This window comes from Clostridium sp. D46t1_190503_E9 (genome assembly GCF_015555225.1).
GTDB lineage: Bacteria > Bacillota > Clostridia > Clostridiales > Clostridiaceae > Clostridium.
The window spans coordinates 741-27,062 of the sequence record NZ_JADNKB010000022.1; the positions used below are offsets into that span (position 1 = coordinate 741).

A 26,322-nucleotide genomic window follows, 5' to 3' on the forward strand; every position below is an offset into this window, starting at 1 on the left:
TCATTTAATATATTTCCTCTAACCTCCATCTTAGGATAAACAATTTTTTTCTTATCGTTTTTATGCCCAGTAACTTTTACAGTATAAATTTTATGTTCTGCTCCAATTGGCACATAAAATTTATAATCAAAGCTATCATTTTTCTTAGGAGTTAAGTATTTGTCTGTATCTAAGCTAGAATATTCCTCGCTTTCTTCTGCCAACTTATTTAGTTCTTCTGGAAATTCTATTTCTACATAATCTATCCCTCCAAATAATTTAACATGGACTACTCCTAATTCTCCTTCTTGGAATATTGATTGATATGGCTCCCAAGCTCTGGTTATTGTGGCTTCTATTTTAAATGGATCAAACACTTGTCTGAAAAGTTCGCCTTCATTTCCTACTTTATCTATAGATTTTATTACTACCTCAATTGGCTCTATACTATCTGGAAATAATTCAAATAAGTTTCTCTTTCCTTTATAAACATTATTAGTATTAATAAGATCTTGAGTTACTTTTCTCTCTTCTTCATATTCTGGATAATATTCAGCCCAAATTTTATCTACACCACTACCTTTTTCTATTATATTTGCAACACTCATATCTAATACAAAAGTATCTTCATTATAGTCATAAGTTACTTTTCCAGTTGGAGCAGTTCCATCACTTTTTACAACCACACTATATGAGTTCCAATCAGAATCTAACTTAGGCTCCGATATTCTAACCATAGGATTAATAGTAATTTCTTCTTCGGCACTCATAATTAAATCAAAGTAACTATAAGTATATCCATCTTTTTTACGAATGGAGTAAGATTCATATCCTAAGTCTGTACTTGTATTTAATGTATTAGTTCCTGTTGAAAAATCGTAATACTTAGAATCTATTGGTTCATAATTAGGAATATACGCATCAAATGCTCTCATTTTAGAAAAGTCTGTTGCTCCTAACTTCCTTATTAACGCATGTAAGCTATCAATCTTATATCTAACGTTATCTGGATTAGTTTTCCCATAAACTTTTGCTGTATAATTATCATTTGTTTTTACCCAATAAGTATTTTTATCAGTATCTTTATATTCATAATTACTAATCTCTATTTGCGATACAATTGGCTTAGGATAAGGAACATTAACTGTATAGCTAATTTTTTTCTCATTTCCAACTTTATCTGTAATAATTGCCTCAAGATAATATGTACCGCATTTATTATCATAATCTTTAGTATTGACTCTAAATGTAATACTATTTTTTCCTTGAGATATACTTCCTTCTTGCATTTTATCGCTATAAGATTCGTCAGTCCTTGATTTTAGCTTAACTTTATTTACACCACTATGTGCATCTGAAATATTTTTTACAATAACATCAAATCCTGTTGTTGTTATTTTTTCTACTGTAACTTCACCATTTGGAGAAGTTTTATCTACTAAATATCTTTTTGTTATCTTTCCTGTAGTATTATTTACATTATCTATTGCTTCAACTACTACATCATATATTCCTGAAGTATTTAAATCCACTTTTGATATTTTTTCCCCCTGCGATACTAATCCATTACTATCCTTTTGAAGCCAATGCTTAGTTGTTTTAAGTCCACTTCCTATATCATAAGCTGATATTTCTAAATTTACATCCCCTCTTGTCCATTTATTTTCCGTTTCTGAAGAGTTGAATGTAACTTCTGGTACTTTTCCATCTGTTCTTAATATTTGATTTGCCTGTTTCCATGGTGGATAAGAGCTTGATTTAACAGCAGTGTATCCAAATTCATAATATTGATTATCTTTAGTAGCTCTCATTTTAAAATTACTTACTAAATAATTTGAACTATCACTATTTGTAACCCAACTAGAATTATCTATTTCATCAAAATTATTAGCAAAGCCATCATGAGATTCACCATTATTTGTACCTACCCTTGAATAAATTTTATTATCCGTGCCATTTCCTCTAAGCATAATATAATTATAATCTGGATATATTTGATCTCCATAATTTGATTTACTTATAGAAGATTCCACATATACAGTAAATTTATCTTTTAAATTTACCCAATATTCATTTGATCCAGGCTTATGATAATGTGTAGTTGGTAAATCAGTTGGCCAGTTAGGTCTATTAGGTTCTATTAAAGTACCATATACAGCAGGAGTAAATTGAGGTTTTGAATTTTTGGGCATAAAGCCTTCTATGTTATATAACTCTAGTTTTTCCTTATCACTTATCCAACTAGGCAACTGAGAAGGACCAGTATACACAGTCCCATTAGTGACTCTACCATATGAATCTACAGTACCACTAGGATTTCCTTTTCCATCATAAATAGCAACGATAGCATTAAAATAAATTGTAGTATCAAAACTCCTATCATATAAAAAACTAAAATCATCATTAGGATTGTGACTCTGTAATGCAGGAACTAATTGATATAGATATGCTCTCCATAAACTATATTTTAGTGTCCCTACTATTTCATCTCCAATATCGTTAATTGATTGCTTGCCAATAGCAGCAGAATATTTCTTACCATTATATGTGACATTAAAATTAAATCCTATTATACCGTAATAAGTATTCCCGGGAGTACGTGCAGTACCAGTTTGACCGAAAAAGAAACTACCATCATTACCAGTTAAATCATATTTAGCTTTATTATTAACCTCATTAGGTTTCACATAATTTTCATAAAAGTTATATGCACAATTCCACCAATCACTAGTTCCATGATTAACACAATAAAAAGCAGAAGCTGTAATTGTATTAGAATAACATATTATAATAAATGATAAGAAAATAGTCGTAAAAATTCTCTTTAATTTAATTAAAAAAGATGATTTAGCATTTATAGAAACCACCCCCATTTTGTTCTATTACATTGCTGCGCCACTAACATAATACACTGTAGAAGTATCAGAAGATGAATCATAGTTGATTTTAACAAATACAAAGTGATTACAAGCAGCATATCCAGAATTTCTTATACAGGAATTTACTATAGTATCTACATCTAATCCCGAAACTGTAAAATTATTCATACTTGTAACAAGTAATGGAACACCTATAATTTTAGGAGTGACATTGTTGTTTAAATGGGAATTTATTGAACCCATATTAGAACCATTTCCATTAAACCAACCTTGTACCTGGCTTAAAATAGCAGAATACTGTTCAGCATTGTAAAAATCTGAACCACCACTTTTATTTGCACTAGCTCCACTTAAACTAGCAACAACTTTTGAAGCTACATCCTCTTTCCATCCACTAGGTATAGAAGGTTTTATTGGTGTAGACTCTTGATCATTCTTCTTCACAATATTCTCTTTATCTGATGAGATATCTTCACCAGATGAACTTATTCCATCAGATGAGCCACTTGATGAAGAACTTCCTTCAGAAGATGAACTTTCACCACTAGGAATTTTTGATGAACTATTTTCATTAAATTTTTCGTTATTTTCATTTTCTGATTCTTTTTTTGCTAACTCTTCTTGTACTTTCATATTAACTAATTTCCTCTTTATGTTCTCATACTTTTCTATAATTTCATCTAATTCTTCATCATTTAAATCACTCTCTGAGTTTTCATCTTTAAAATTGGGATCTAGTTCTTTTAGTTCTTTTTTTAAAGAAATTAGTCTAATTTGTTTTTGATCTTTTTTCTTCTGTTCTTCTGTTATTTCCATTTCTTTTTGATTCGCTAAGTCTTCTTCAGTAGCTACAGGTTTCCATTCATTAGATTTTTGATACACGTAGTATCCACCAGCTATAGCTGACACTAAAATTATAATACTAATAACTCCTACTATTATTTTAGCCTTTAAGCTTCCTTTTATTACATTAGTTAAAGTTTTTATTATATTCATTTTTTTCATTATCTATTGTATCCCCTCATAATCTATTTCATAAGATTTCTTTTAATTTCTTCATCTGCCTCTTGAAAACTTTGTGCTATCTTATTTAAATCATCAGCAATCATTCTTAATATCTCATCGTAATTGTACATACCCTTAATCAAATCATTATATTCCTTTTGAAAAGCCTTTTGAGTATCCCCTTTCCAATTTCTTAATAAATCTTCTGTTACTGACTTAACTCTTTGTTCCGAGCTTTTACAATTGATAGCAGCAGAATTAAATAAATTTGCTGTTTTTGTAAATTCTTCAATATCTATTTGTAATTTAGACATTATTAAACCCTACCTTTTAAATATATAATTTTAAGTCATCATCCTCTTCAATCAACTTTTTGAAATAGTCTTGTAATGAAATAGCATTATCAATATCTTCTTTTACACCTTTAACATTACCAAGTTTAATTCTATTTTTTGCTCTCATAATATATAATTCAGCCATATCTGAATTTAAATCCATTGCATACTTATATGCTTCTTCTGCTTCTTTATTTTTATCAATATCTCTTAATGAATTTCCTTTAAGCATATAAAGATTAAAATCATATGGATAATATAAAAGTAATTTACTATATTCTCTTGATGCATCTTCATACTCGTCTAAGAACTTGCTATCTCCATCTAACTTTAATGCTAATGCTTTATAATAGTAAGAATTTATTTTATATGGATTTTCTTTATCAGCATCTGTTACTATTTTTTTAAATATTTCATATGCAACTTTGTATTCTTTAGTCATCATATATATATTAGCTTTAGAAAACATTATTTCAAAATTATTAATATCATTTTCTAGTATATAATCATAAGTCTTTAAAGCATTTACTGTATCCTCTAAAGCTAAATATATTAATGCTTTTTTCTTTAAAACCTCTAAATTGTATTTTTCTATTTCTTCACATATTTCTAATTCTTTTAAAGCATTTTCCAATTGTCCTAACTTTTCAAATAGTAATGCTCTGTCATAACTATATAATAGCTTTCTTCCTACTATTGATTCTATATTATCTAGCAAGTTAAATGCATCTTTTTCCTTGCCAATTTCACCAAGAATTATAGCTTTAAAATGATTAGATTCTTCATTATCAAATTCAATCATTAATGCTTTATCATAACATTCTAATGCTTCCTCAAATCTTCCAATTTCTATTAAAGAACTAGCTTTTTTGTTATATAAGTCTGATCTACTATCGTTTAATCTAATTGCCCTCTCTATCCAGGAAATAGATTGCTCATAATTTTTCATATCAAAAAAGCACTGTCCTAAATTATAAAATAAATTAATGTCCTTCTCTCCTAAAAACATTGCTTTATTATACATTTTTATAGCTTCCTCTAAGTTATTATCAACATGATAATACAAATTACCTCTTTGGAAATATGCATATCCTTCCATTGGATAGTTTTTAATAATCATATCGTAATATTGAATTGATTTTTCAAATTCCTCTGTAATCAAATATAACAAAGCAATATTGTAATGTGCATCTAAATATTTTTCATCTTCATTAATTGCTAATTTAAAGTACTTTAAAGCTTCATCGTATTTCTCATTTTCAACAAAATATAATCCTATCTTATTTAATTCTTCTGATTTACTTAGTTCTAATTCCTTATTCATTATAAACTCCTATTCCTCTTCGTTATCATATTCATATTCTAAACTCCAAATTTCATTATTTATATTTCTAGATGAGCTACCTAATCCACTTCTTAAACTATTTGATGAGCTAATCAAATTTGAAATATTATTATAGATATTTAATCCAGCTTTACCTCCTATTGAATTACCAACGCCATCTCTAGCCTTATATAAATTATAATTATTTGAACTATCTATATCAGAAACTGCTGAGTTAATTCTTCCAACTGCTGATGTATATTGATTTATTTTATATCTTATATCTCTTTTACTCAAAAGTATTACCCTCCTTAAAACAAATTTCTTAATAAAATACTATATAAAAAATAATGAACTAGCAATTCAAATTATCTAGTTCATCCATTCACTTATTTACTAAAATATAATTTCTATTTTATCTTTTATACTTAATATTTTGTATCATCTATTATGTAGTTAATTATGGATGAATTTTTCAATCATTTGTGTTATAGCTAATTAAACAAGTATTAAAAGTATATAAGAGGCCAATGCTATACTTGGACATAAAGGCTTCCTATAATTAAGTGAAACTCTCTTTATAAGAAGTAAACAAATACTTGCTATACCAGAAATTCCGAGTGAAAAAATTAGTAATATTATCGCAATCTTAAAATTAGTTAAGCTAATCATCAGCGCTAAGTAAATATCAATATCACCTTTACCAATATAATTAAATTTTCCAAATATAACTACTATTAATAATGATATAACTAGCCATAAAATACTTCTTAAATTAGTCACACCTATTACTAAATTAAACATAAACAAAATACTTGAAATAACAAGTAAAGGTTTGCTTGTTATTTCATAAATATATTTTGTTGAATAATCTATATATGATGTAATAAATAATATTGTCCAAGCCACTACATACATTATTGAATATATACTTAATCCATATTTTATAAAAAGTATATTTGCTAATATAGAATTAACAATACTCAAAAATACTTTTATTGGTATTGAACAGTTAATATTTTGATTATCATTCTTATTAATATAATCACATACATATAGAAAAATATAAGTTAATAAAATAAATACTATAAATATACTAATGCTATATTTCATATTCTTTATAATCTCACTTTTAGTTAGTTATTAATAAGAATCATCTACTACTTTTACTAACTTCCAACTATCTTGAGTAAAAGCATCCTTTAACTCCCTAACTTTTGAGCTTGGAACAGTAAAAGTAATTCCTAAAGCTTGTTTATTCTTATCTTCTCTATTAATTTCATTTCCACTAGAATCATAAACCTTTGATATATATAAGTTATCTGCTCTTCTCTCAGTAACTAAATTGCTACCTTCTTTAAATGTAACTATTACATCTACTTTATCACCTTCTCTTAGTATTCCTCCAACTACAGAGGCAACATCAGATGATTTAACAGAAAACTCTCTTTTCTCAACCATATCATTTAATTCATCATCTACACTTACAATTCTATCAATAGATAAAATTTCATTTTTATACATTTCACTAGTTAACATATAATCATAAACATCTTCTTTATTTTTAACATAATTTTTTACTATTTGATCGCTTCTTCTTTCTTCACTTCTAAAAAGATCATCAAAATTTTCTTCATTAATCACATAGTTTTTATCAAGTTCATCTTTATTAACTACATACACCATTTCTGTTCCATTTGGATTAAATATCTTTTGTTCTATATATATAATAAATAGAAAAGATACTATAGTAATTATAAGTGATATAAAAAATGCAATTATTTTATTCTTCAATATTAATCCTCCTCACCCTCTACTAATATATCTGTTTCTTCCATCTTTGTAACATATTTTTCATCTAGGAACATTGGCTTAATATGAAATCCAATTTCAGCATTTATAGTAGTGTGATTTACTATATTTCCCTTAGGAGTAACTACTACTCCCTTGCCACCTCTTTTTATTTCAGTAGTTTTTTCAGGATTTGAATCGCTATAAGTTATTATTTCAACATCATTCCCATCAACGTTATATATTTTAAATGCTATTATATCTACTTTTCCTTTTATAAAGTTATAATCACTTATTGGATAAAAAGAATAATCAAGACCTAAATTCGTTTTTAAGTAATCTTTAAATGTATCAAAAGCCTTTTCATGCTCATTTATTATAAGCCTGTCTATTTTTTCACTTCCACCTAACTCAAGTTTATCAATATGTTTAAAGGCAGCAAGTTCACTACAAACAATATCATCACTTACAGTTTCACTTTGATTTTGTATAATATTAATACTTAAAGCAAATGTAATAAGTACCATCATCAAAGTAATTGAAAATATTACAGTTACTCCAATAATTGTACTTCCTTCTTTTTTCTTCATAATAAAATCCTCACCATTTAGCAGAAGAAGCCTTTGTTACAACTAAAGTTTGATCACTTTCAGTAGTTTTAAATGGAAAACTTGAAAAATCAATGGATTTCTGATTTACTGTACAATTTATAGTTATCTTAATGTCTTCTCCATAATTAACTTTTTCACTTTTTCCTTCTGAACTAAAAGTTACATTAACACTTGATATATTATCATTTTCCAATTCATCAATAATATTATATCTATCACTTGAATCAAGATATCCTTGCTTTTCCATTCTTAATATATATTTTCTTGCTGTTTGATTAACATTATTGTAAATAATGATTGTAGATAAATAGTAAATAGAATATAACAATATCGCAAAGGAACAAATTATTCCTACCATTTGAATTATAAATTGATGTACTTCTCCATTTTGTTTTTTCATAGTTTTTTCCTAAACTCTTAATAAGTTTAAAAACATTCCAATTGGCATTGTTAAACTACTTGTCTTTTCTGTTTCATCAAATAAACCATCAACATACGTCTGTAGTGAAGACATTGCTGACTCTAATATATCTTGAATCTTGTCCCTAAAAATAAAGCATAATGCTACGCCAATTGCAATTAGAACTAAACTTATTACAAGCTTATCATCTCCAGCTTTTTTTCTTAATAATTTCTTTTCCTTATTTAATTGTTTTAACATAATTAAAACCTCCAATTTTTAAAATAAATTTGTCCAGTTCTTTGAAACTTCAACAAAAAGTCCATACATTATTGCTGCCAAAATTCCAAAATACATTAATAATTGAATTATATCTTTACTTGTACTAATTTTATCAGTTTCCTCTTGAACTAATACCATGTTAGAATCCTTTTGAGAATTTGATAAATCATTTAAAGCTTTTTCTATTTTTCCAGTTCTTAATGATTGCTTTATAGTTAAAATAAAGGCTTCAATTTCAACTGAATTAAATGATTCTCCAAAATTATCTAAGGCTCCTATTACATCTTTTGTTAAGTTTATTTCTGCACACATTTCTGCTAAAGCATTCTTTAATCTAGTATTTCTAACCATCAAATAGCACTCCGTTAATGCTGAGCCTATGAATACTCCAGCTGCAGTTTGTATACTTAAAAAATCATATACATCAACTATTTGTATTCTTATTTTTTTCATATCGCTATTATTAGACATATAGATAATTAAGTTAATTAGAAAAAATCCTGCTATTCCAGCTGCAATAGCAATTACTACATCTGAAGAAAATAACGCAAAAATAATTATAGAACTTAAACATTTTACTGTAATATATCCTGCTGGTGAAACTTTTAATGGATTACCATTTTTCTTAAGATATTTATGTATTCTATCATATGAAAACAGTCCCTTTTCATTTTTTTTCATTAAATCATTTAGTTTACCAGTGCTATCATCTTTTTTTGTTTTTTTCTTCTGTTTAATATTTTCCTTTTGAGTCACTGCTATAATATAATAACTTGCAACAAAAACTGATATTACAATTGTTAAATATAATAATGCAACTATTATTTTCATTTGCTTCACCACCTATAAATTTAATAGTTAATTCTATCAACTGTGATAAACTTATAAATTGCATATAATAACACTAAAATATTATATCCAAGTATAAGATTTCCCATCAAAGTTGTTTTAAGCAACTCAAAATAATTTTCTGTAAATCCACTCACCAAATTAAATAGTAATATTCCAACAGCAACAACACTTAGAATAGCCAATCTACTTTGCCTTACTTCCTTTTTTCTTCTTTCTTTTTCAAGAAAATAGTGTTTCATTATTACTCTTGACTTATTTAATATTTCTCTATAGTTTGCTTCATATTTACTGCATACAGATAGATTTTTAAGCAATTGCTTGAATCTAAAGCTTTCCACTTTATTTTCAAAATTTTTAAAAGCCATATCTATAGGAAGCCCCTTCCTACATTCAAATACAAATTGTTTTGTATATTCCTTTAATGGCTCCTTTATGTATGGTATTGATTTTTCCATTATCTCAACAATATCTGAATTAGAAGCTGATAAGTTTTCTAATATGTTTATATATAATAAGACTTGATCATCAATCTTATCATATGTAGCCTTACTTAAACTTTTTAAGGTTAACCCAATAAACATCAGAACTGAAAGAAATACAGGAATAGAAAATACCAATATACCAAATGCTTTTTGGACGAAAAAAGCGCATATAAATGCAAAACATAAAGATATAAAAATAAGTATTTCACTAGTAAGAAAAGGCATCCATTTCCTCACCCTTGAACTTTCTATTAATATATCTATCTTCTCTAAAATTGTCTTTTTCTCTTTTTCGCCTTCTAATAAAATAGCTACTTCTCTAACCTTTTGTCTTTCTTCATACCTATCTTTTAGATTCCCAAAAGCAAGTTTTATATAATTTCTTCTAAAGATTTCTCTTAATAAATCGAATATAGTATATAAGAGTATAAATATTACTATTATTAAAAGTATTCTTCCTAAATAAACAATAATCATTAATTAACACCATCTTATTATGAAGTTATACTTTCATAAATTCACTATATATTTTCTTCTTTTTAACCTTTTCACAACTATCATTTAACTTTTTAAATTTTCCAATATATTTGTTATCATCACTATCTATTTCATATTGGAAAACCTTATTAAATTCTAGTTCTTGAGTATTATAGTTAAATCCAGCAACTTCAGTTATTTCCATAACCTTGAAATCCTTCATAAATATCATAATATCAATATTACTTAGCATTTCAAGTAATTCACCTTTTTTCATATCACTTACATATTTCATATAATGCACTATTTTGTTAACAGCTTCTTCAGCACTACTTCCATGCACACTTGCAATTCCAGAGTGCCCTGTGTATAGTGCATTTGCCATATCATAAGCTTCTGCTCCTTTTATTTCTCCTATAATGAAATAGTCTAAATCCATAAGAAGCCCATTTATCGATAAATCCCTTAATGTGTACTCTATTTTTCCATCACCTTTAGCAAACTTAACCTTTTGAAAAGTTATATCTGGATGCTTGTCAGTAAACAGCTCTTCTGCTTCTTGAATAACTAAGCAAGATTTATCATGTGGTATTTCATCTATTAATGCATTCATCAATGTTGTTTTACCACTAGCACCCTTTCCAGTACAAAATATTGATAAACCAGAATTCATAGCTTCTTCCAAATAGTTCTCTATTTCATCATTAAACATATCTAGCTTTTTCAAATCTTTAATACTGTTCTTATTTTTAGGTATTTTTCTAATCACTAAGCAAGGTAAGCCACTTGAATTTATAAACTCAGATGAAATATTTATTCTTAATATAAAATCTTTGCTACTATCCTTATCTGTAAATTTTTGAATAGCATTTATTTCACTAAGTATAGAGTTATTCTTAATTGCTATATAATTTATATACTTCTTTAAACTTTCTCTATTTTGAAACTCTATATTAGATTTTAATCTTCTTCCTTTAACCTTAATCCTGATGTTGTTATAGTCTATGGTTTTAATATCAGAAATATCAGGATCATCAATTAATTCCTGTAACATCCCATATCCCCATACATAAGTCTCAAACCTAATAAATAATTCGTTAAATTCGCTATCTGTTAACTGTACTTCTTGTAATTTTAAAAACATAAAAATTTCTCTAGTTAACTCATCTTTTGATTTTATTCCTCTTTCAACAGCATTTATTAGATTGGGCCTATTAACAATAAACTCATCTAATATCATATTTATTAAATTATCATAATCAATAACTTTAATTTCATCAGGTGATTCTTCTTGAGGTTCTTCAATTATTTCTTTATTTCTCATAGAATGAACAATATCTATAACTGGAACTTCCTCTTCTTGAAAAATCTTCTTTTCTTTTTTATTATTTTTATTAAATAATAAAACACCCAATACATCATCCCTACTTTTTCTTCAAATTGTAAGTCCCCCACATAAATATGTGGGGTTCTTTATGTTATCTTCTTAATTGACTTGCAATCTTTCTATCTACATCTTCCATTGTTGTAGCAACATCAGAAAGTTGTTTAGATATTCCTTCTAAAACAGATACAAATTGTTTCATTGAAGGTTGCAATTGCTCATATTGATTTATAAACTCTCTATTAGCTTGTCCTTCCCATATTGACTTCATTTTATTAACCTCAGAGCTTAATCTTTTTAGCATATCAGTTGTACTGCTTGCATTAGATTTAAATACTCTAGAAGAACTTCTTAATTCTTCTGGTGAAACTCTAATTTTTGTAGACATAATTCCACATCTCCTTTTACTTTTTTAATCATTAATGTCATAAAATTACTTAATTCAATTAAATTATACTATTAAATGCACTTTTTAGCAATATTTTCTTTATTTTTTAAACAAAGGAAGCTTTATCTTTTTATAATTGCCATTATTAATTATATATCCATAGCCTTGTATAATATTAGTTTCTTTTACTCCATAATTAATTCTTACATTAAAGAAATCCTGCTCTTCTATACTCTTTAATAATATACCTTGATTCTTTTTCTTTATTGAATTTATAAATGAATGAGTATATGATAAATCATTAAATTCTTCTTCATTAGCTGCTGCTATTATTACATATCCATATCCATGTTTACTTTCAATAACATCTTTAAGCATATCAATAATGTCATATTCACTTTCAGCATTTCCTAATAGTTCAGAAATATTATCAATAATTATAATTTTCTTATTAAATTGTTTAACTAAATCAATTTCTTTAATTTTACCTTTATTCATATATACTTCATCTTGGATAAAGTCTTTTCTTTGATCTAATTCGTATTTTAAATCTAGTAAACTTTGAATTATATCTTCATTATTATTAGAATAGAAAGAAATATTTTCTTTATCTTCAAGCTCTACTAATCCATAATCACTAGAATCATAAATATACATATCATACTTTTCTGATGTACATGTTTTTTCAATACAAGCTACAATTGATTTTAATGTATTACTTTTTCCAATAGATTGATTACCTACTATAGGTATAACTTGATTACTATTAAGATTAATAGCAACTTTTTCTATCTCATTAACGTCAATTCCAACATAAACATTTTCTAAACCTTGCTCGCTGTAAATATCACTTACAAAATTATCTATTGTTAAATCATCAGGTATTCTAGGAATTGCAATAGCTGTTTTTCCATCCCATCTATCGTTAATTTTATTTATTAATTCTTTCATTTTAATAACTCTTTCAGCTTCATTAATCGCCTTCATAGGTAGTGCTGTTTGGAATTCACATATTTCTTCATCTTTTACTAATCCTCGTCCAGGATTTTTTGCTGGCTCTATTTCAACTCTACCAAATATATTTCCATATTCTCCACTATCAACACAATTTAAAACTATATTATTTTTGAAGTTAGAACTAATTTTATATCTGATATCTGATGAATTTGATACTGTTATTACTAAATAAATTCCTAAATTAGCTCCATCTCTTGAGAACTTAGTAATATCCTCTTCATAATCTTCATATATTTCTGTAAAAGCTGCATAGTTATCAATTATAATAACTATTTGAGGTAACGTTATTCCTGTTACTTCTTTATAAGATAGTACATTACTTACTCCACATTCAGATAATTGTTTCTTACGTTTTAAAATTTCTTTATGTATAAAATTAATAAAATTCTTTGTTAATACTTCATCATCTGTTGTAATTACACCGCCAACATGAGGAATATTTTCATACATTTTTAACATTCTTGACCCAAAATCTAAGATATACATATTTATAACTTCTGGAGTGTAAGTTACTGCTAGAGATGTAATCATTGTTTGTAATAATGTTGTTTTCCCAACTCCAGGAGATCCAAGTATTAATGTGTGACCATTTTCACTTAGATTAATTAAAAGGTTCTTTTGAATTTGTCTTTCTGGATTATCAAGTACACCTATTATTGGATTAATGTTTAAATCACTAGTGTCCCAAATAAATTGTTCCACAGCTTCTGTAATCTCTTCTAAATATATAACTTCCTCTAAAGCTGGTAACCATGGTCCTTGTAACTTTGTAACTCCATTCATTTTAGTTACCTCGTTAATTCTATCTATCACGGCATCTAACTGGGTTTTTCCATCCTTTTTCTTATCATCATTTTTAGAAGAATAAATTACTTTTCTGCTGCCATCTATAAGTACTTCTGAAATTTCAACCTCTTTCTTACTGATATCATCTGTATCATGTTTCTTTGCTCCACTCCATGCTGATTGAAATAATTCAAATATTTCATTATTTCCTACTTGAAAATAAGCTCTACCTGGATTAGTTATATTCGCTGCTAAAGGTGATTTTATCATTTCATTACTATCAGCTTCATCTTGTACTTTCAAACATAATTTAAACTTAGAATTTGACCATATTTGATCATCTACAACCCCTGAAGGTTTTTGTGTCGCTAAAATTAAATGAACACCTAAGCTTCTACCTATTCTAGCAGCACTAACAAGCTCTCTCATAAAATCAGGCTGATCATTTTTTAATTCAGCAAATTCATCAGCTATGATAAGTAAATGAGGGATTGCTTCTTTAGCTTGTCCAGATTTAAATAACTTTATATAGGAATCTATATGATTAACATTATATTCTCCAAATATTCTTTGTCTTCTTTTCAGCTCACTTTTAATTGATACAAGAGATCTATTAATTTGATTTCCATCTAAATTAGTTATTGTACCTACAAGATGAGGTAAATTCTTAAACTGATTTGCCATACCTCCCCCCTTATAGTCAATTATTATTATGCTGATATCATACGGATGATAATTAATAGCTAATGATGTTATATAAGTTTGAATAATTTCACTTTTACCCGATCCAGTAGTTCCAGCAACAAGACCATGAGGTCCATGAAATTTTTCATGTAAGTCAAGATAAACCACTTCATCTCCTGCTCTTACTCCTAATGGTACCTTCATTGTCTCAAAAACTTTATTTTTTCCCCATCTTTCTATAATATCAAGTTCATTTTCACTTTTTATATTATATAAGTCAAACAATGTATAGTAACTAGTTAATGCACCTTGCGTAAATGAATTTTTTACAAATATTGGAGACATCTTTCTTGCAAAGCTGTCACATATATAATCAGATATATTATTAAATCCTACATTTTTAAATCTATTGCTATTTTTAACATCTTTATAAATAGCACTATTACCAGTAACTTCTATAATTTTTTTACTTTCTTTTGGTATTAAAGCTAAATCTTCATAAACAAACATTCCAACTGTACCATAATCATTTGTTGATTCTAGCATTTCCATTATAGGTTCGTTTTCACATAGATCCCTATCAGCTATTATTACCATATACACAGGTGAATATCTTACTTTATTACTATCTTCAGTAAACTTTCTATTTTTAATTTCATCATAAAGTATATTTAGAACATTATGGGCACTTTCTTTCGTATTACCAATATATCTAAATTCTTTTTCATTTGTCCATGTATGAGGTATCCATTTTAACCATTCCCATTGTTTTTCCTCTTCCTTAGGATAAATAGCAGCAATTTTAACATCTTCAAAATAGTGTAATGTGCTTATCTTAATTATTATATTTTTTAATAATTCTATAGTAGACAACCTAGTACCATAAATCCCAATTGGAAAATCTTCCATAAGATTAATACAAATAGGTACATCTTCCATCTTTCCATATATATCTTTTAATTTTCTTGGATCTCTTTTTAATATATCCTTATCTATTTCTAATCTTTCATCATCTACTTTAATGTCAAAAGTTAAATCTCCAATTCCTCTTCCTAATGATACATTTAAAAAATCTTCATGCTCAGGTACTCTTTCCCATAATCTTCTATCAAATTTATCTAGAAAATCAATACATTCTTCCGTTTCTGGATTATTAACTCTTATACTTTCCATCAATAACTCTCTTTTATTTATTATTTGAGCTTCTTTATCTTTTACATAATCCTTATATCTTTTATATCTTTTAAATTGCTGCTTCTTTGTATTAGTTATTTCCATTACATAAGCTAAAATTGATACAAATCCAGTTAATGCTACCATACCAATAGAATAAACCATATTTTTAGCTTCTCCACCACTACTAGCCATCATTGTTGTAAATACCACAGTTCCTAATAGCGGAATCAAAGTTATCAATAAATTATTAGTAGGTGCTTTAGCTTTTTCCGGTGGTTCTTCTATAATAATGTCTTCTTGTGATATATCTTCTAAAAGTCTTGGAGATCTATAAAAACAAGGATAACTAAATGAAGTAGAATTTCTACTTTCAATAACCTCTAATCCATTTATTTTAATATTTTTATTATTTTTAGATAGCATTATTTTGTTCTTATTATATAGGAGTTTATATCCAGAAATAATTATAAAATCATCAGCATTTAGCTTTTGACGTTTTTCAATTATTTTTCCATTTACGTATACTCCATAGCTACTGTTTAAATCTATTATAAAATCGTCTTCTCCATTCCTAACAATCTCAGCATGATTTTTATCAACAAATTCATCCATTAAAACTATTTGATTGCTATCTTCATTTCCAATTTTAATTTTATTAACTTTTTCTATATTAATTTCTCTGTCAAAATCCTCAATCTCTACTGTGAAATCCATAAAGTAATTTATTTTCAAAATTTCATCTTTAGATATACAATCCTTAATTGTTATTTTATCCCCACTATTAATTATTTTTCTAGGAACTTTAACGCCATTAATAACACAATACGAATCTTTTCCATCTGAAATTTGCCAACTGTTTTTTTTCCTAGTAAATATAACATTAAACTCTTTATCATATATTGTTTTAAGATTAACTTGGCACTCATCAGTATTCCCAATAGCTATTATATCTTCCTCATAATCATCCAAATCTACTTCTTTATATATATCATCATTATGTAAGATTAATACACTTCTAATTTTTCTGTATTCATCCATCTATTCTCTCACCCCTAAATAAGAATTATTTTTGTTCCATCACAAACATTAAATTTCTTTAATATATCATTTCCTTTTAAAAATCCTGTAGGATGCTTTGTCTTAATATAATATCCAGATATATTTATATGTTTATTATCAATATCTAGAGCCTTTTTTATTGCTACACATACTTCTTTGACAGATATATCTATAGGAATTTCCAAGTCCTTTTCTATATTAGTACCATCTATACTAACTGTTACTATAGCTTTATCCATATTGCCCTCCTATACCTAACTTAAATTATTTATTATCATTAAAATTCCATCACTAAATGAATTATCTATGTTTAAAAGCTTTTTTATATCTATTTCCCCTCTAATTCCATAATCTAAATTTATTGTAGATATTATAGGCAATAAATTTACTGAAATTAATTTAGATATTTTCTTTTCCTTTAAATCATCATACATATTAAAAACAAACTTAAATTTACTTATATTGTCTAACTGTCTTAACATAGTATCAATTTTATAACTTGATATAGAGTCTTGTCCCATTACTACTATATTTTGTTCTGCTTCTTCAAATATGTAATAATACTTTGAATCTAATACAGAAGGTAAATCTATTATTATATAATTAAACTTTTTACTATTACGAATATTACTTAATAAGTCTTTTATATCATCTAAACTTACATCTTCAATATCTAAAATACTATCTATAGGATTAAAATAGTATAGACTTAAATCCTCATACCTAATAATACTTTCTGATAAAAGATCTTCAAATTCCTCTCCACCTTCTTTAATATTTATAAGTAAATCCGAAAAATTATATTTACATCTACTTTCTGTCATAAATATCCCATTGGATTGAATTCTTTCTAAATTCAAATAAAGAACCTGATTATTAGCCTTAGCAAGTTTTATTGCTGTAGCTATAGAAATAGTTGAAGTTCCTATTCCCCCTATTGGTGAAAAAAATGATATAACTTTACTATCCTCTATATTTTCACTATCTTCCTTTGTTTTATTATATATTTCTATAATTTGTTTACATATCTTATCTATAGATTGATATTTATAAATACTTTTATTTTCAGTCTTATTATTTTCAGATAATAAGACTGCTTTATTTGAGTAATCTTTCTTTTCAATGTCATGATAAAAATCTGTACTTATAAGGAATATATCTGCACCTTCTTGGTTCTCAATATAATCTAAAAATAGTTTTTGATCAGAAAATGATACTGCACTTATAATCTCTTTATACTCTGTTGAAATATAATTCATTAAGTTATTTAAATAATGTATATCATTATCTATAACTACTAACTTAATTTGCTCCATAAATCATTACTCCTTACTTTTATTATTTGATATTATTAAAGCTGTAAAAATAATTATTACAACTAACATCCCTACTGCTATGCCGATAAATAATTTTTTATCATCATAACTTATTATTAATCCTAAGCTACCTATCATCATTAAAACTATAAGTTGAATTATTATGATTTTTTTATCTTTTTGCCTTGAATCCATCTTTTTATCATATTTATGAATATCTTTATATTCTTCATATTCTAATTGACTCTCTAAATAATCTTCTATATCTTCTTCATTATCAACATCTTGAAACTCAGAGTAATCTTCTTCAATAATGCTTTTAAAGCTTCTCTTTTCTACATCTTTTGTTTCTTCCTTTATTTGTTGTCTATAATTACTATCTTGATTACTTATATGATATGGTCGTTCACTTATTATATCTTCCTCTTCTTTTATTTTAGAAGGTTTATCTAATAGTCTCTCTTCATCTTTTTTCGTCTTATACTCAGTAAATAATTGTCCAAATTCATCTAATTCAATTCTATTTTTGGTCATTTTACTTAACATTTTCTTATCGTTATTAGTTAAATTATTTTTATTATTCTTTAAAACCTTTATAATATTCTCAAAGAGCTCACTCAAATTTTCTTTTATATCGTTTAGTGCTTCATCTTTAAAAGGCAAATATATCATATAAGGAACTAAATCACTGTTTACATAGATCTTCTTATAATCTAACACCATTTTTCTATTATCTAACATAAATTCCTTCATATTATTTGCACATTTATATATGTTTTCTAATACCTCTATAACTTTTTCAATATCATATCTATCATCTTGAATTATCTCTGAAAGACTAATCTTATTATCTAATTTGTATAGAACTTTTTTATCTGAATTTACTTGAACTATATCAATTTCCAAAAATGGAAGTGAAGGATTGTTCTTAATCATGTTTATTTCATATTCTAAAAGCACATCATCTTGATTTACACTTAAAGTACAGTACCTTTTGTTATTTATATTTTCAATATTAAAATTTAGATTTTGTTTAGTTTTCATTTCTCCTCCATATTATAAAATGTATATTTTACTATAATATTTTACTATAATTTACCTCATTAGACAAGTTTCATCAATTATTAAAAATAATTGTTATATAGGTAATATGTAGAGGTAAATAATAAAAGGTAATGTTTTGCAAACATTACCTTTTATTATCTTATTCTAGTTCTTACTTCATTTAATATATTTCCTCTAACCTCCATCTTAGGATAAACAATTTTTTTCTTATCGTTTTTATGCCCAGTAACTTTTACAGTATAAATTTTATGTTCTGCTCCAATTGGCACATAAAATTTATAATCAAAGCTATCATTTTTCTTAGGAGTTAAGTATTTGTCTGTATCTAAGCTAGAATATTCCTCGCTTTCTTCAGCTAATTTATTTAGTTCTTCAGGAAACTCTATTTCTACAAAATCTATTCCTCCAAATAATTTAACATGGACTACTCCTAACTCTCCTTCTTGGAATATTGATTGATTAGGCTTCCAATCTCTAGTTATAGTAGCTTCTATTTTTAATTGATCAAATACTTGTCTGAAAAGCTCTCCTTCATTTCCTACTTTATCTATAGCTTTTATTACTACTTCAATTGGTTCTATACTATCTGGAAATAATTCAAATAAGTTTCTCTTTCCCTTATAAACATTATTAGTATTAATAAGATCTTGAGTTATTTTTCTCTCTTCTTCATATTCAGGGTAAAACTCAGCCCAAATTCTATCTACACCACTACCTTTTTCTATTATATTAGAAACACTCATATCCAATACAAAAGTATTCTCATTATAATCATAAGTTACTTTTCCAGTTGGAGGCGTTTTATCTATTTTTACAGTCATATCTTTAGTTGAAACATTTCCTACATTATCATATGCTTTTACCGTGTAATTCTTTATACCTTCATCCTCTACATAAAACCATAAAGAATCTAATCCATAATCTATCTTTTTTCCTTTTTCATCGTATAATTCAATTTTATTCATACCAGATTCAGTATCTTTTGCAGATATTTTAATTTCCATATAATCCTTACTCCATTTATCATTTGAGTCTGAATATATTTCAGGTGAGTTTTTATCAATTTTTACAACTATATTCTTTTCTGAAAAGTTTCCTACATTATCAATTGCCTTTAATTTATATTTACTTATTCCACTATTAGATACTTTATAGTTTATTATACTCTTTTCAGTTAATAACTTTTTATTGAAGCTGTCATATAACTCTATTGTTTTCATTCCACTTAAATTGTCTAAAGCTGATTGATTTATTAATACATCATCCTTACTCCAACCATAGCTATTATTTATATCATTCCCATTAAATATTGGAGATGAATTATCTATTCCAAAGCTTTTTCTTACTACTTCAGATATATTTCCTACATTATCTAAAACACGAGCTTCTATTACTTTCCACCCTTCTTCTTCTACATAAATACTATTTTTATAATCATACCAGGGAGTATTATCATATCCCCATTGAATTTTTGATACTCCTGATGTATAAGGACTCCATAAGTTATTAGCGGCATCATACCCAATACTACCGTTGTCACCATTTGAATTTATTGTTATTTTTGTACTTCCCTTTATCCATCCATTAGGTGAGTCTATTGTAGGTTTGTTCGGCGGCGAAGTTTCTCTTATATATGGACCAGTTGTAAGTGTTTCTTTTGTTGTCTTATTATAGACATGCAAATACCATATACCATCTGAAGCAAATGTTTGTGTATTATTTCCAGGTGCACTAAACATTGAAGATATGAATGGAAAATCTCTTGTAATAGAATATTTAATATTACAGGGTTCTCCATCTGTATCTACATATATTTTTATAGGATCATTCCCTGTAGTTGCTGATGATGGACTAACATCTATTTTAGCATCTACACTCTCATATTTTCCGATGAATATCAAAATAAAAATTAATATAAAAGTTTTAAATTTTATAGCTTTCATATATTTATAACAAAAGAATATCCTCTTCTTTTTCTCCTTTCTTATATATTAGATATATTTTAAATATATAATTAATATTATAATGTTGCTTTTCCCAAATTTATATATATTTTGCAAAAAATATAATTATTTTGTGTATCTATGTAGTAATTTTATTTTTCAAATTTAAATTTCCTTATCTTACGTTTTCTCTAGTTTTCTAAATTTCTATGTCCTTGAACTGTTATGAAATTTTCACTATCTTTTGCATTATAATAGATCTCTTTAATGTATTTCTTGATTACATTAATTAAATCGAATTTAATTGTTACTTATCTAAGCTTAGTTTTACATAGAAAAAAGTCAATATTTCCTTATCTAGAAACATTAACTCTTTTATCAGATTTAAAAGCGAGAATCAAAATTTTATACTTTGCTCTTCGAACTTTCCTTTAGTATAATATATATTTACTTTTTCTTTTAGCTACATCTTACTGCATTATTAAAATTATGCAGTAACCTACTTTTTGTACCTGATTATTATTACTACATTATATCTATTTTAAGTATTATGAATTGAGTTATTAATTAATTTTGCATCTAGTTTTATACTAGTTGTTTATTTAGTTTTTCTGCTCTATACAATTCTCCTAGTAATGGATTATTATAATCATTATAACTGTCCATATACGCTCTTACTCCAACATTTATATTAATTTGATTTATATCTTTATCATTTTTTAGAATATCTAATGCATTCATATATCTTTTGTATATAAGTTGCATTGTGCAATTCTAATTTCATCCTCATGTTCCGTTTCAAGCTTCTTTATCACAATTTCTATTTGTTTTAATAACTCTTTTTTATATACATTTTATTTTCCTCCTATCTACGTGATACTTCTCTTATTTCTTTTATCCATTCTGATAGCCATCCTTGTGGTAATAAACTTTGGTCACCATCACCTTCAAGTAATGCTCCTGTTTTAATGTATGTTTTCTCAACTCTACCAATATTTATTGCTTTACCCTTAGGTACTTCTATACCTGCTTCATATATCTCTAATATCTAATTGAATGATTTTATTATGGATTGATTAGTTATTTATTATATTTTCTACATTAATTATTACTTTAGTTCTTATCTCATTACATTTTCTTTTATTAACTTATTATTTATTCTGATTATTTTTATTGAAATAGAATTTATGTCTATTTCAATTATTATTTTTCTTTAGGTTCTTGTTCCTCCCTATCCATCCTCCCGTTCCTCTTTCAAAGTTCCATTATTTATTTGTTTTATCTTTTCATTTTTTTTATTTTTAAGTGAGACTCTAAATTTTACATTTAGCTAGTCGAACTTACAGCTACGAATGCATATGAGTAGTGTGTTTCCTTTTATATCTTTTTCCCCTACATATGTATTGTTAGTAATTCTCCTTGATTTTAAGTGGAATTATTGAATATAGAATTTCCTTGCTTATCAGCTTGTGGTATCTTTCACCCATAGTTATCTTGGATTTTATAATTATCTTACTGTATGAAAAAAGATTAATGCTCATTACTGAAACATTAACCTCTTTAACTTCTTTCACTGCATTATTTAAGTTATGCAGTATAAACTTTACTAATTTTCCTATTATTTTTAATATGTTATACTAAAACTTTTTTATGCAGCAAATTATCCTATAATTTTGTAGTGACTATTAGTCCTCATCATACATTAAGTCATCCATTTCTTGCATATCTCTTTCAATATCACCATACATTCCTATTAAATTTACTAGAAAATCTACTGTAGTAACTCTATCATGCTCATATACTACCGCATCAACTCCTAAACTTGTAACTTCTTTATAAGCTTTTACTATATTTTTTATTCCATCTTCATCTGTGTATCCACAGTCCATTACATATTCATTATTTATTATTTTAGCTTTAATATCTCCTATTGATAAGTTTGTATATTTTCTTATACTACTGATGCATTTTGTTATTTTATCATTACTTTTTATTTTAATACCTACATTATCCACTTATTTTCCTCCTAATTAGAAATCATTTATATCTATTATCGGCTCACCAGGACTACTATTTTTAAAGTTTCCTCCATACCATCCCTTTAAATGTTCATTTGGTATAACTGGATATATTATTTCACCTTTATCAGCTAAATGAGGGTATTTTGATGCACTGTATGAATGATGTCCTTGGATACCCTTACCATCATATTTAGGTGTTCTACCATTTAAAATATCTTGAATTTGTTCAGTTGTCCAATTACGTGTAGTACTTTCACCATTTATTATTCTTTCTCTTTCTTGATTCCAGAATTGTTTAACACCCTCACGCCTTTTAGCTGAAAATCTTTTATTCCAATCATATGCCTCATATTCCGCTTTAGTTGCTGTTCTATTGTCTATTTTACTTTTAATCTCTGACATTTTCTTGGAACTTAACTGCTTATTAGTTAACTAATGCTCACTTAAATCTAATCCATTAACCCTCTCAGAAATTATTTCTTTTGCATTAGGGTTACTTACCCCCTTTATACCATCCCCACCATTAACAATTTTATTATAATTCTTTTGAATATCATTTAAATTAGCTGCATCATTACCATTTAATTTCCTTGTATCTCTTATATCACCTATTCTAACTCCATCTGCTACAAGCTCTGGTTCAAATCCCATTACTTTTCGTATATTATATCCTATATTATCAATTTGATCTCCAATATTATTAATTTTACCTCTAAAATACTGACTTAAATCTGGAGCTTTCTTTATATATGCTCCTATTGCCTTAGCTGAATCAAGTAATGGAGATCCTATTTTATTTATTATATCAGAATTTTTTATAACTTTAAATCCATTCTTTAATCCTATCCATGCCTCATCCGCATATTTTATCACTCCAATTATTGGTAATAAAGCTACTAAATCAAGTGCTGTTTGTCCTGCATGCTTCCATGACCATTCCCAATTAATAAAATCAGCGCTTATATCTCTAATATCTAAATGGTAAATCAGCCCCCAGTAAGCCTAATCCAACTTGTCCAACTGTTCCTAAAGCTGTAACATCATTAGTAAAATTACCTAACAATAGCTGATTGAAAGATTTTTTTAGATATTCTTCAACTCCTTTATTGTTATTTGTTACTCCTCCATGAATTATAGGTCCTAATGTTGTTACCCCTACTCTAACACCCATTCCAGCCATTGCTAATACAGGATACATTCCTAAATTAAAATTTCTTGATGCTAAGCTTCCATAAAAGCCATAACTATTAGTCCATCCTCCTGAAGAATTGTATATATTTTTTATAATGCTAATTCCATCTTTAAAAAAGTTACTTATTCCATTAAACACCTTGTTTACAAATGATATTAATGAATTGCTAATCTTACTTATAAAAGATTGTTCTTTATGACTTCTTACTTATCTTATTTTTCTTTATGTTATTGTTCCTCTCTATCCCCGTCGCTCTTTTCAAGTCCCGAGTTCCTTTTTCCAAGTTTCATTATTTATATGTTTCATCTCTTCAATTCTTTTTATTTTTAAGTGGAATTGATTTTTCCCTACATATTTATTGTTCCTAATTCTCCTCGATTTCAAGTAGAATTATTGACTCTAGGATTTCCTTAACTTTCAGCTTACGGCGTTAATATAAGCCTTGTTATCTTGGCTTTTATAAATATTTTAGTACATGAAAAAAAGATTAATGCTCCATTACTGAAACATTAACCTTTTTAACTTCTTTCATTGCATTATTTAAGTTATGCATTTAATTTTAGATAATTGGCATTTCAATTACTTCACCATTAGATTCTTCTAAAAATACTTTGTCTATATGTGAATTATTTTTTTTAAGTTTAAAAATTTGAACCTTAGTTAATGGTGGTATAAACTTGATGTTATTGTTCCTAAATTTATTATTTAAAATTCTTTTCTCTATTTCTGAAATAAAATTAGACCACTGTTTTAGATTAGGATTTTTTAGTTCATCATTATTCTCCAATACCCTATAACCATCAGCATTATAAAAAATCATTAGTGCTGTGCCTAAATCACAATTATTATTATTTATTATACTATATGGAATATCAAAACCATTATCCCAGTTATAATTTCCTGCAATTACATGTAGTAATTTGCTATCTGATATTCCTTCAATCTCACTAATAACCTGTTCTTTATTTTCACTATATAGTAATTTATGCACATATTCGATTTTAAAGTTATCCATTATAGCTCCTCCTTAATTATTATTTCCTTATCCTGCTCAGATTTCTTTCCCATAGGTCTACAGTAGCACCTTGACTTGGATATAATGGCAATCCACTTTCCTGTAATTTTCTTAAATCACTCTGCAAATCAAAAACTTGCTTTTGAAGTACTTCAACACTTTGATTAACATCCATATTGTTTAACTGCCTTTTTACCACATCATTATATACTGAATGATATCCTCTATGTCTTGACATAGCACTTAGGTCAGCATCTGGTGTCCTTAATAATATCCCATTTGAAGCATCATCTAAATTCATTCCTATTTTTTGAAGTATTGGATTATCTGCCATTTCTGCTGGAATTATGTGTTGTGCTTGATGTCCTGTCCATTTAGTTGACCTTTTTAGTCCCATTGATTCCATCATATTTTTACCTAGTTTAGTAGAATCACCACCAGTAACTACACCTGGATTTCCAGGAATTAATCGTCCATTAGGGTTACTTACCCCCTTTATACCATCCCCACCATTAACAATTTTATTATAGTTCTTTTGAATATCATTTAAAGGAGGTGCATCAATATCATTTAATTTTCCTATGTCCTTTATATCATCTATTCTAACTCCATCCGCTACAAGCTCTGGTTCAAATCCCATTACTTTTCGTATATTATATCCTATATTATCAATTTGATCTCTTATATTCTTAATTCCACCTCTAAAATACTGACTTAAATCTGGAGCTTTCTTTATATATCCTCCAATTGCCTTAGCTGAATCAAGTAATGGGGATCCTATTTTATTTATTATATCAGAATTTTTTATAACTTTAAATCCATTCTTTAATCCTATCCATGCCTCATCCGCATATTTTAC

Annotated in this window: 26 protein-coding genes; all 26 read right to left on the reverse strand. The window is 26.8% G+C overall.

Going from position 1 to position 26,322, the window contains the following annotated elements; all coding sequences use genetic code 11:
* The coding region (locus I2E83_RS17435; protein ID WP_195431285.1) for an Ig-like domain repeat protein at window positions 1-2,846 on the reverse strand (2,846 nt) is incomplete at its 3' end.
* A 15-nt stretch (window positions 2,847-2,861) separates the two neighbouring features.
* A complete protein-coding gene (locus tag I2E83_RS17440) occupies window positions 2,862-3,863 on the reverse strand; it encodes a hypothetical protein (protein ID WP_195431286.1) in 1,002 nt (333 codons plus the stop codon).
* Window positions 3,864-3,886: 23 nt separating this feature from the next.
* Entirely contained in the window at window positions 3,887-4,177 is a 291-nt protein-coding gene (locus tag I2E83_RS17445) for a WXG100 family type VII secretion target (protein ID WP_195431287.1), read from the reverse strand.
* A 16-nt stretch (window positions 4,178-4,193) separates the two neighbouring features.
* Window positions 4,194-5,522 carry a tetratricopeptide repeat protein gene (locus tag I2E83_RS17450; protein WP_195431288.1) on the reverse strand — a complete coding sequence of 443 codons (1,329 nt, stop codon included), beginning with the start codon at window positions 5,520-5,522 and terminating at the stop codon, window positions 4,194-4,196.
* Between the two features lie 9 nt (window positions 5,523-5,531).
* Window positions 5,532-5,819, reverse strand: a complete 288-nt coding sequence (locus I2E83_RS17455) for a hypothetical protein (protein WP_195431290.1) — start codon at window positions 5,817-5,819, stop codon at window positions 5,532-5,534.
* A 201-nt stretch (window positions 5,820-6,020) separates the two neighbouring features.
* Window positions 6,021-6,635, reverse strand: coding sequence for a hypothetical protein (locus I2E83_RS17460; protein WP_195431294.1), 615 nt, complete (start codon window positions 6,633-6,635; stop codon window positions 6,021-6,023).
* A gap of 30 nt (window positions 6,636-6,665) precedes the next feature.
* On the reverse strand, window positions 6,666-7,316 hold the full coding sequence (locus tag I2E83_RS17465) for a hypothetical protein (RefSeq protein ID WP_195431297.1): 651 nt from the start codon (window positions 7,314-7,316) through the stop codon (window positions 6,666-6,668).
* Window positions 7,317-7,318: 2 nt separating this feature from the next.
* A complete protein-coding gene (locus I2E83_RS17470) occupies window positions 7,319-7,903 on the reverse strand; it encodes a hypothetical protein (protein WP_195431300.1) in 585 nt (194 codons plus the stop codon).
* Window positions 7,904-7,913: 10 nt separating this feature from the next.
* A complete protein-coding gene (locus tag I2E83_RS17475; protein ID WP_195431303.1) occupies window positions 7,914-8,324 on the reverse strand; it encodes a DUF4320 family protein in 411 nt (136 codons plus the stop codon).
* Between the two features lie 9 nt (window positions 8,325-8,333).
* On the reverse strand, window positions 8,334-8,585 hold the full coding sequence (locus I2E83_RS17480) for a hypothetical protein (RefSeq protein ID WP_195431306.1): 252 nt from the start codon (window positions 8,583-8,585) through the stop codon (window positions 8,334-8,336).
* A gap of 18 nt (window positions 8,586-8,603) precedes the next feature.
* Entirely contained in the window at window positions 8,604-9,437 is an 834-nt protein-coding gene (locus I2E83_RS17485; protein WP_195431309.1) for a hypothetical protein, read from the reverse strand.
* 20 nt (window positions 9,438-9,457) lie between these two features.
* Window positions 9,458-10,417: a hypothetical protein gene (locus I2E83_RS17490; protein WP_195431312.1), complete on the reverse strand. Its 960-nt coding sequence runs from the start codon at window positions 10,415-10,417 to the stop codon at window positions 9,458-9,460.
* Between the two features lie 25 nt (window positions 10,418-10,442).
* On the reverse strand, window positions 10,443-11,831 hold the full coding sequence (locus tag I2E83_RS17495; protein ID WP_195431315.1) for an ATPase, T2SS/T4P/T4SS family: 1,389 nt from the start codon (window positions 11,829-11,831) through the stop codon (window positions 10,443-10,445).
* Between the two features lie 64 nt (window positions 11,832-11,895).
* A complete protein-coding gene (locus I2E83_RS17500) occupies window positions 11,896-12,189 on the reverse strand; it encodes a WXG100 family type VII secretion target (RefSeq protein WP_195431318.1) in 294 nt (97 codons plus the stop codon).
* Between the two features lie 99 nt (window positions 12,190-12,288).
* Window positions 12,289-16,890: a type VII secretion protein EssC gene (gene essC, locus I2E83_RS17505; RefSeq protein ID WP_195431321.1), complete on the reverse strand. Its 4,602-nt coding sequence runs from the start codon at window positions 16,888-16,890 to the stop codon at window positions 12,289-12,291.
* 14 nt (window positions 16,891-16,904) lie between these two features.
* A complete protein-coding gene (locus I2E83_RS17510; protein ID WP_195431322.1) occupies window positions 16,905-17,150 on the reverse strand; it encodes an EsaB/YukD family protein in 246 nt (81 codons plus the stop codon).
* Between the two features lie 15 nt (window positions 17,151-17,165).
* The gene (locus I2E83_RS17515) at window positions 17,166-18,227 is read right to left on the reverse strand and encodes an AAA family ATPase (RefSeq protein WP_195431323.1); all 1,062 of its coding nucleotides are present in this window, start codon (window positions 18,225-18,227) and stop codon (window positions 17,166-17,168) included.
* Between the two features lie 6 nt (window positions 18,228-18,233).
* The gene (locus I2E83_RS17520) at window positions 18,234-19,271 is read right to left on the reverse strand and encodes a DUF6382 domain-containing protein (RefSeq protein WP_195431324.1); all 1,038 of its coding nucleotides are present in this window, start codon (window positions 19,269-19,271) and stop codon (window positions 18,234-18,236) included.
* Window positions 19,272-19,426: 155 nt separating this feature from the next.
* Window positions 19,427-21,235 (reverse strand): hypothetical protein, encoded by a 1,809-nt coding sequence (locus I2E83_RS17525; protein ID WP_195431325.1) that lies wholly within the window; start codon window positions 21,233-21,235, stop codon window positions 19,427-19,429.
* Window positions 21,236-21,820: 585 nt separating this feature from the next.
* Window positions 21,821-22,000, reverse strand: a complete 180-nt coding sequence (locus I2E83_RS17530; RefSeq protein ID WP_207738531.1) for a hypothetical protein — start codon at window positions 21,998-22,000, stop codon at window positions 21,821-21,823.
* 920 nt (window positions 22,001-22,920) lie between these two features.
* Entirely contained in the window at window positions 22,921-23,250 is a 330-nt protein-coding gene (locus tag I2E83_RS17535) for a hypothetical protein (protein WP_195431326.1), read from the reverse strand.
* A gap of 15 nt (window positions 23,251-23,265) precedes the next feature.
* The gene (locus I2E83_RS17540; RefSeq protein WP_195431327.1) at window positions 23,266-23,658 is read right to left on the reverse strand and encodes a hypothetical protein; all 393 of its coding nucleotides are present in this window, start codon (window positions 23,656-23,658) and stop codon (window positions 23,266-23,268) included.
* Window positions 23,659-23,688: 30 nt separating this feature from the next.
* Window positions 23,689-24,129 (reverse strand): hypothetical protein, encoded by a 441-nt coding sequence (locus I2E83_RS17545; RefSeq protein ID WP_195431328.1) that lies wholly within the window; start codon window positions 24,127-24,129, stop codon window positions 23,689-23,691.
* A gap of 94 nt (window positions 24,130-24,223) precedes the next feature.
* On the reverse strand, window positions 24,224-24,586 hold the full coding sequence (locus tag I2E83_RS17550) for a hypothetical protein (RefSeq protein ID WP_195431329.1): 363 nt from the start codon (window positions 24,584-24,586) through the stop codon (window positions 24,224-24,226).
* A 421-nt stretch (window positions 24,587-25,007) separates the two neighbouring features.
* The gene (locus I2E83_RS17555; protein WP_195431331.1) at window positions 25,008-25,463 is read right to left on the reverse strand and encodes a DUF4274 domain-containing protein; all 456 of its coding nucleotides are present in this window, start codon (window positions 25,461-25,463) and stop codon (window positions 25,008-25,010) included.
* Window positions 25,464-25,482: 19 nt separating this feature from the next.
* Window positions 25,483-26,322, reverse strand: an 840-nt coding sequence (locus I2E83_RS17930; protein ID WP_207738532.1) for an AHH domain-containing protein, incomplete at its 5' end; no start/stop codon positions are given.

Bases quoted from the DNA above. Each gene is read 5' to 3' on its own strand.
- I2E83_RS17485 (WP_195431309.1), bottom strand. From the start codon at position 9,437: ATGAAAATAATAGTTGCATTATTATATTTAACAATTGTAATATCAGTT.
- I2E83_RS17490 (WP_195431312.1), bottom strand. From the start codon at position 10,417: ATGATTATTGTTTATTTAGGAAGAATACTTTTAATAATAGTAATATTT.
- I2E83_RS17480 (WP_195431306.1), bottom strand. From the start codon at position 8,585: ATGTTAAAACAATTAAATAAGGAAAAGAAATTATTAAGAAAAAAAGCT.
- I2E83_RS17475 (WP_195431303.1), bottom strand. From the start codon at position 8,324: ATGAAAAAACAAAATGGAGAAGTACATCAATTTATAATTCAAATGGTA.
- I2E83_RS17445 (WP_195431287.1), bottom strand. From the start codon at position 4,177: ATGTCTAAATTACAAATAGATATTGAAGAATTTACAAAAACAGCAAAT.
- I2E83_RS17515 (WP_195431323.1), bottom strand. From the start codon at position 18,227: ATGGAGCAAATTAAGTTAGTAGTTATAGATAATGATATACATTATTTA.
- I2E83_RS17555 (WP_195431331.1), bottom strand. From the start codon at position 25,463: ATGGATAACTTTAAAATCGAATATGTGCATAAATTACTATATAGTGAA.
- I2E83_RS17450 (WP_195431288.1), bottom strand. From the start codon at position 5,522: ATGAATAAGGAATTAGAACTAAGTAAATCAGAAGAATTAAATAAGATA.
- I2E83_RS17460 (WP_195431294.1), bottom strand. From the start codon at position 6,635: ATGAAATATAGCATTAGTATATTTATAGTATTTATTTTATTAACTTAT.
- I2E83_RS17525 (WP_195431325.1), bottom strand. From the start codon at position 21,235: ATGAAAGCTATAAAATTTAAAACTTTTATATTAATTTTTATTTTGATA.
- I2E83_RS17540 (WP_195431327.1), bottom strand. From the start codon at position 23,658: ATGTCAGAGATTAAAAGTAAAATAGACAATAGAACAGCAACTAAAGCG.
- I2E83_RS17520 (WP_195431324.1), bottom strand. From the start codon at position 19,271: ATGAAAACTAAACAAAATCTAAATTTTAATATTGAAAATATAAATAAC.
- I2E83_RS17470 (WP_195431300.1), bottom strand. From the start codon at position 7,903: ATGAAGAAAAAAGAAGGAAGTACAATTATTGGAGTAACTGTAATATTT.
- I2E83_RS17510 (WP_195431322.1), bottom strand. From the start codon at position 17,150: ATGGATAAAGCTATAGTAACAGTTAGTATAGATGGTACTAATATAGAA.
- essC (WP_195431321.1), bottom strand. From the start codon at position 16,890: ATGGATGAATACAGAAAAATTAGAAGTGTATTAATCTTACATAATGAT.
- I2E83_RS17440 (WP_195431286.1), bottom strand. From the start codon at position 3,863: ATGAAAAAAATGAATATAATAAAAACTTTAACTAATGTAATAAAAGGA.
- I2E83_RS17500 (WP_195431318.1), bottom strand. From the start codon at position 12,189: ATGTCTACAAAAATTAGAGTTTCACCAGAAGAATTAAGAAGTTCTTCT.
- I2E83_RS17530 (WP_207738531.1), bottom strand. From the start codon at position 22,000: ATGCAACTTATATACAAAAGATATATGAATGCATTAGATATTCTAAAA.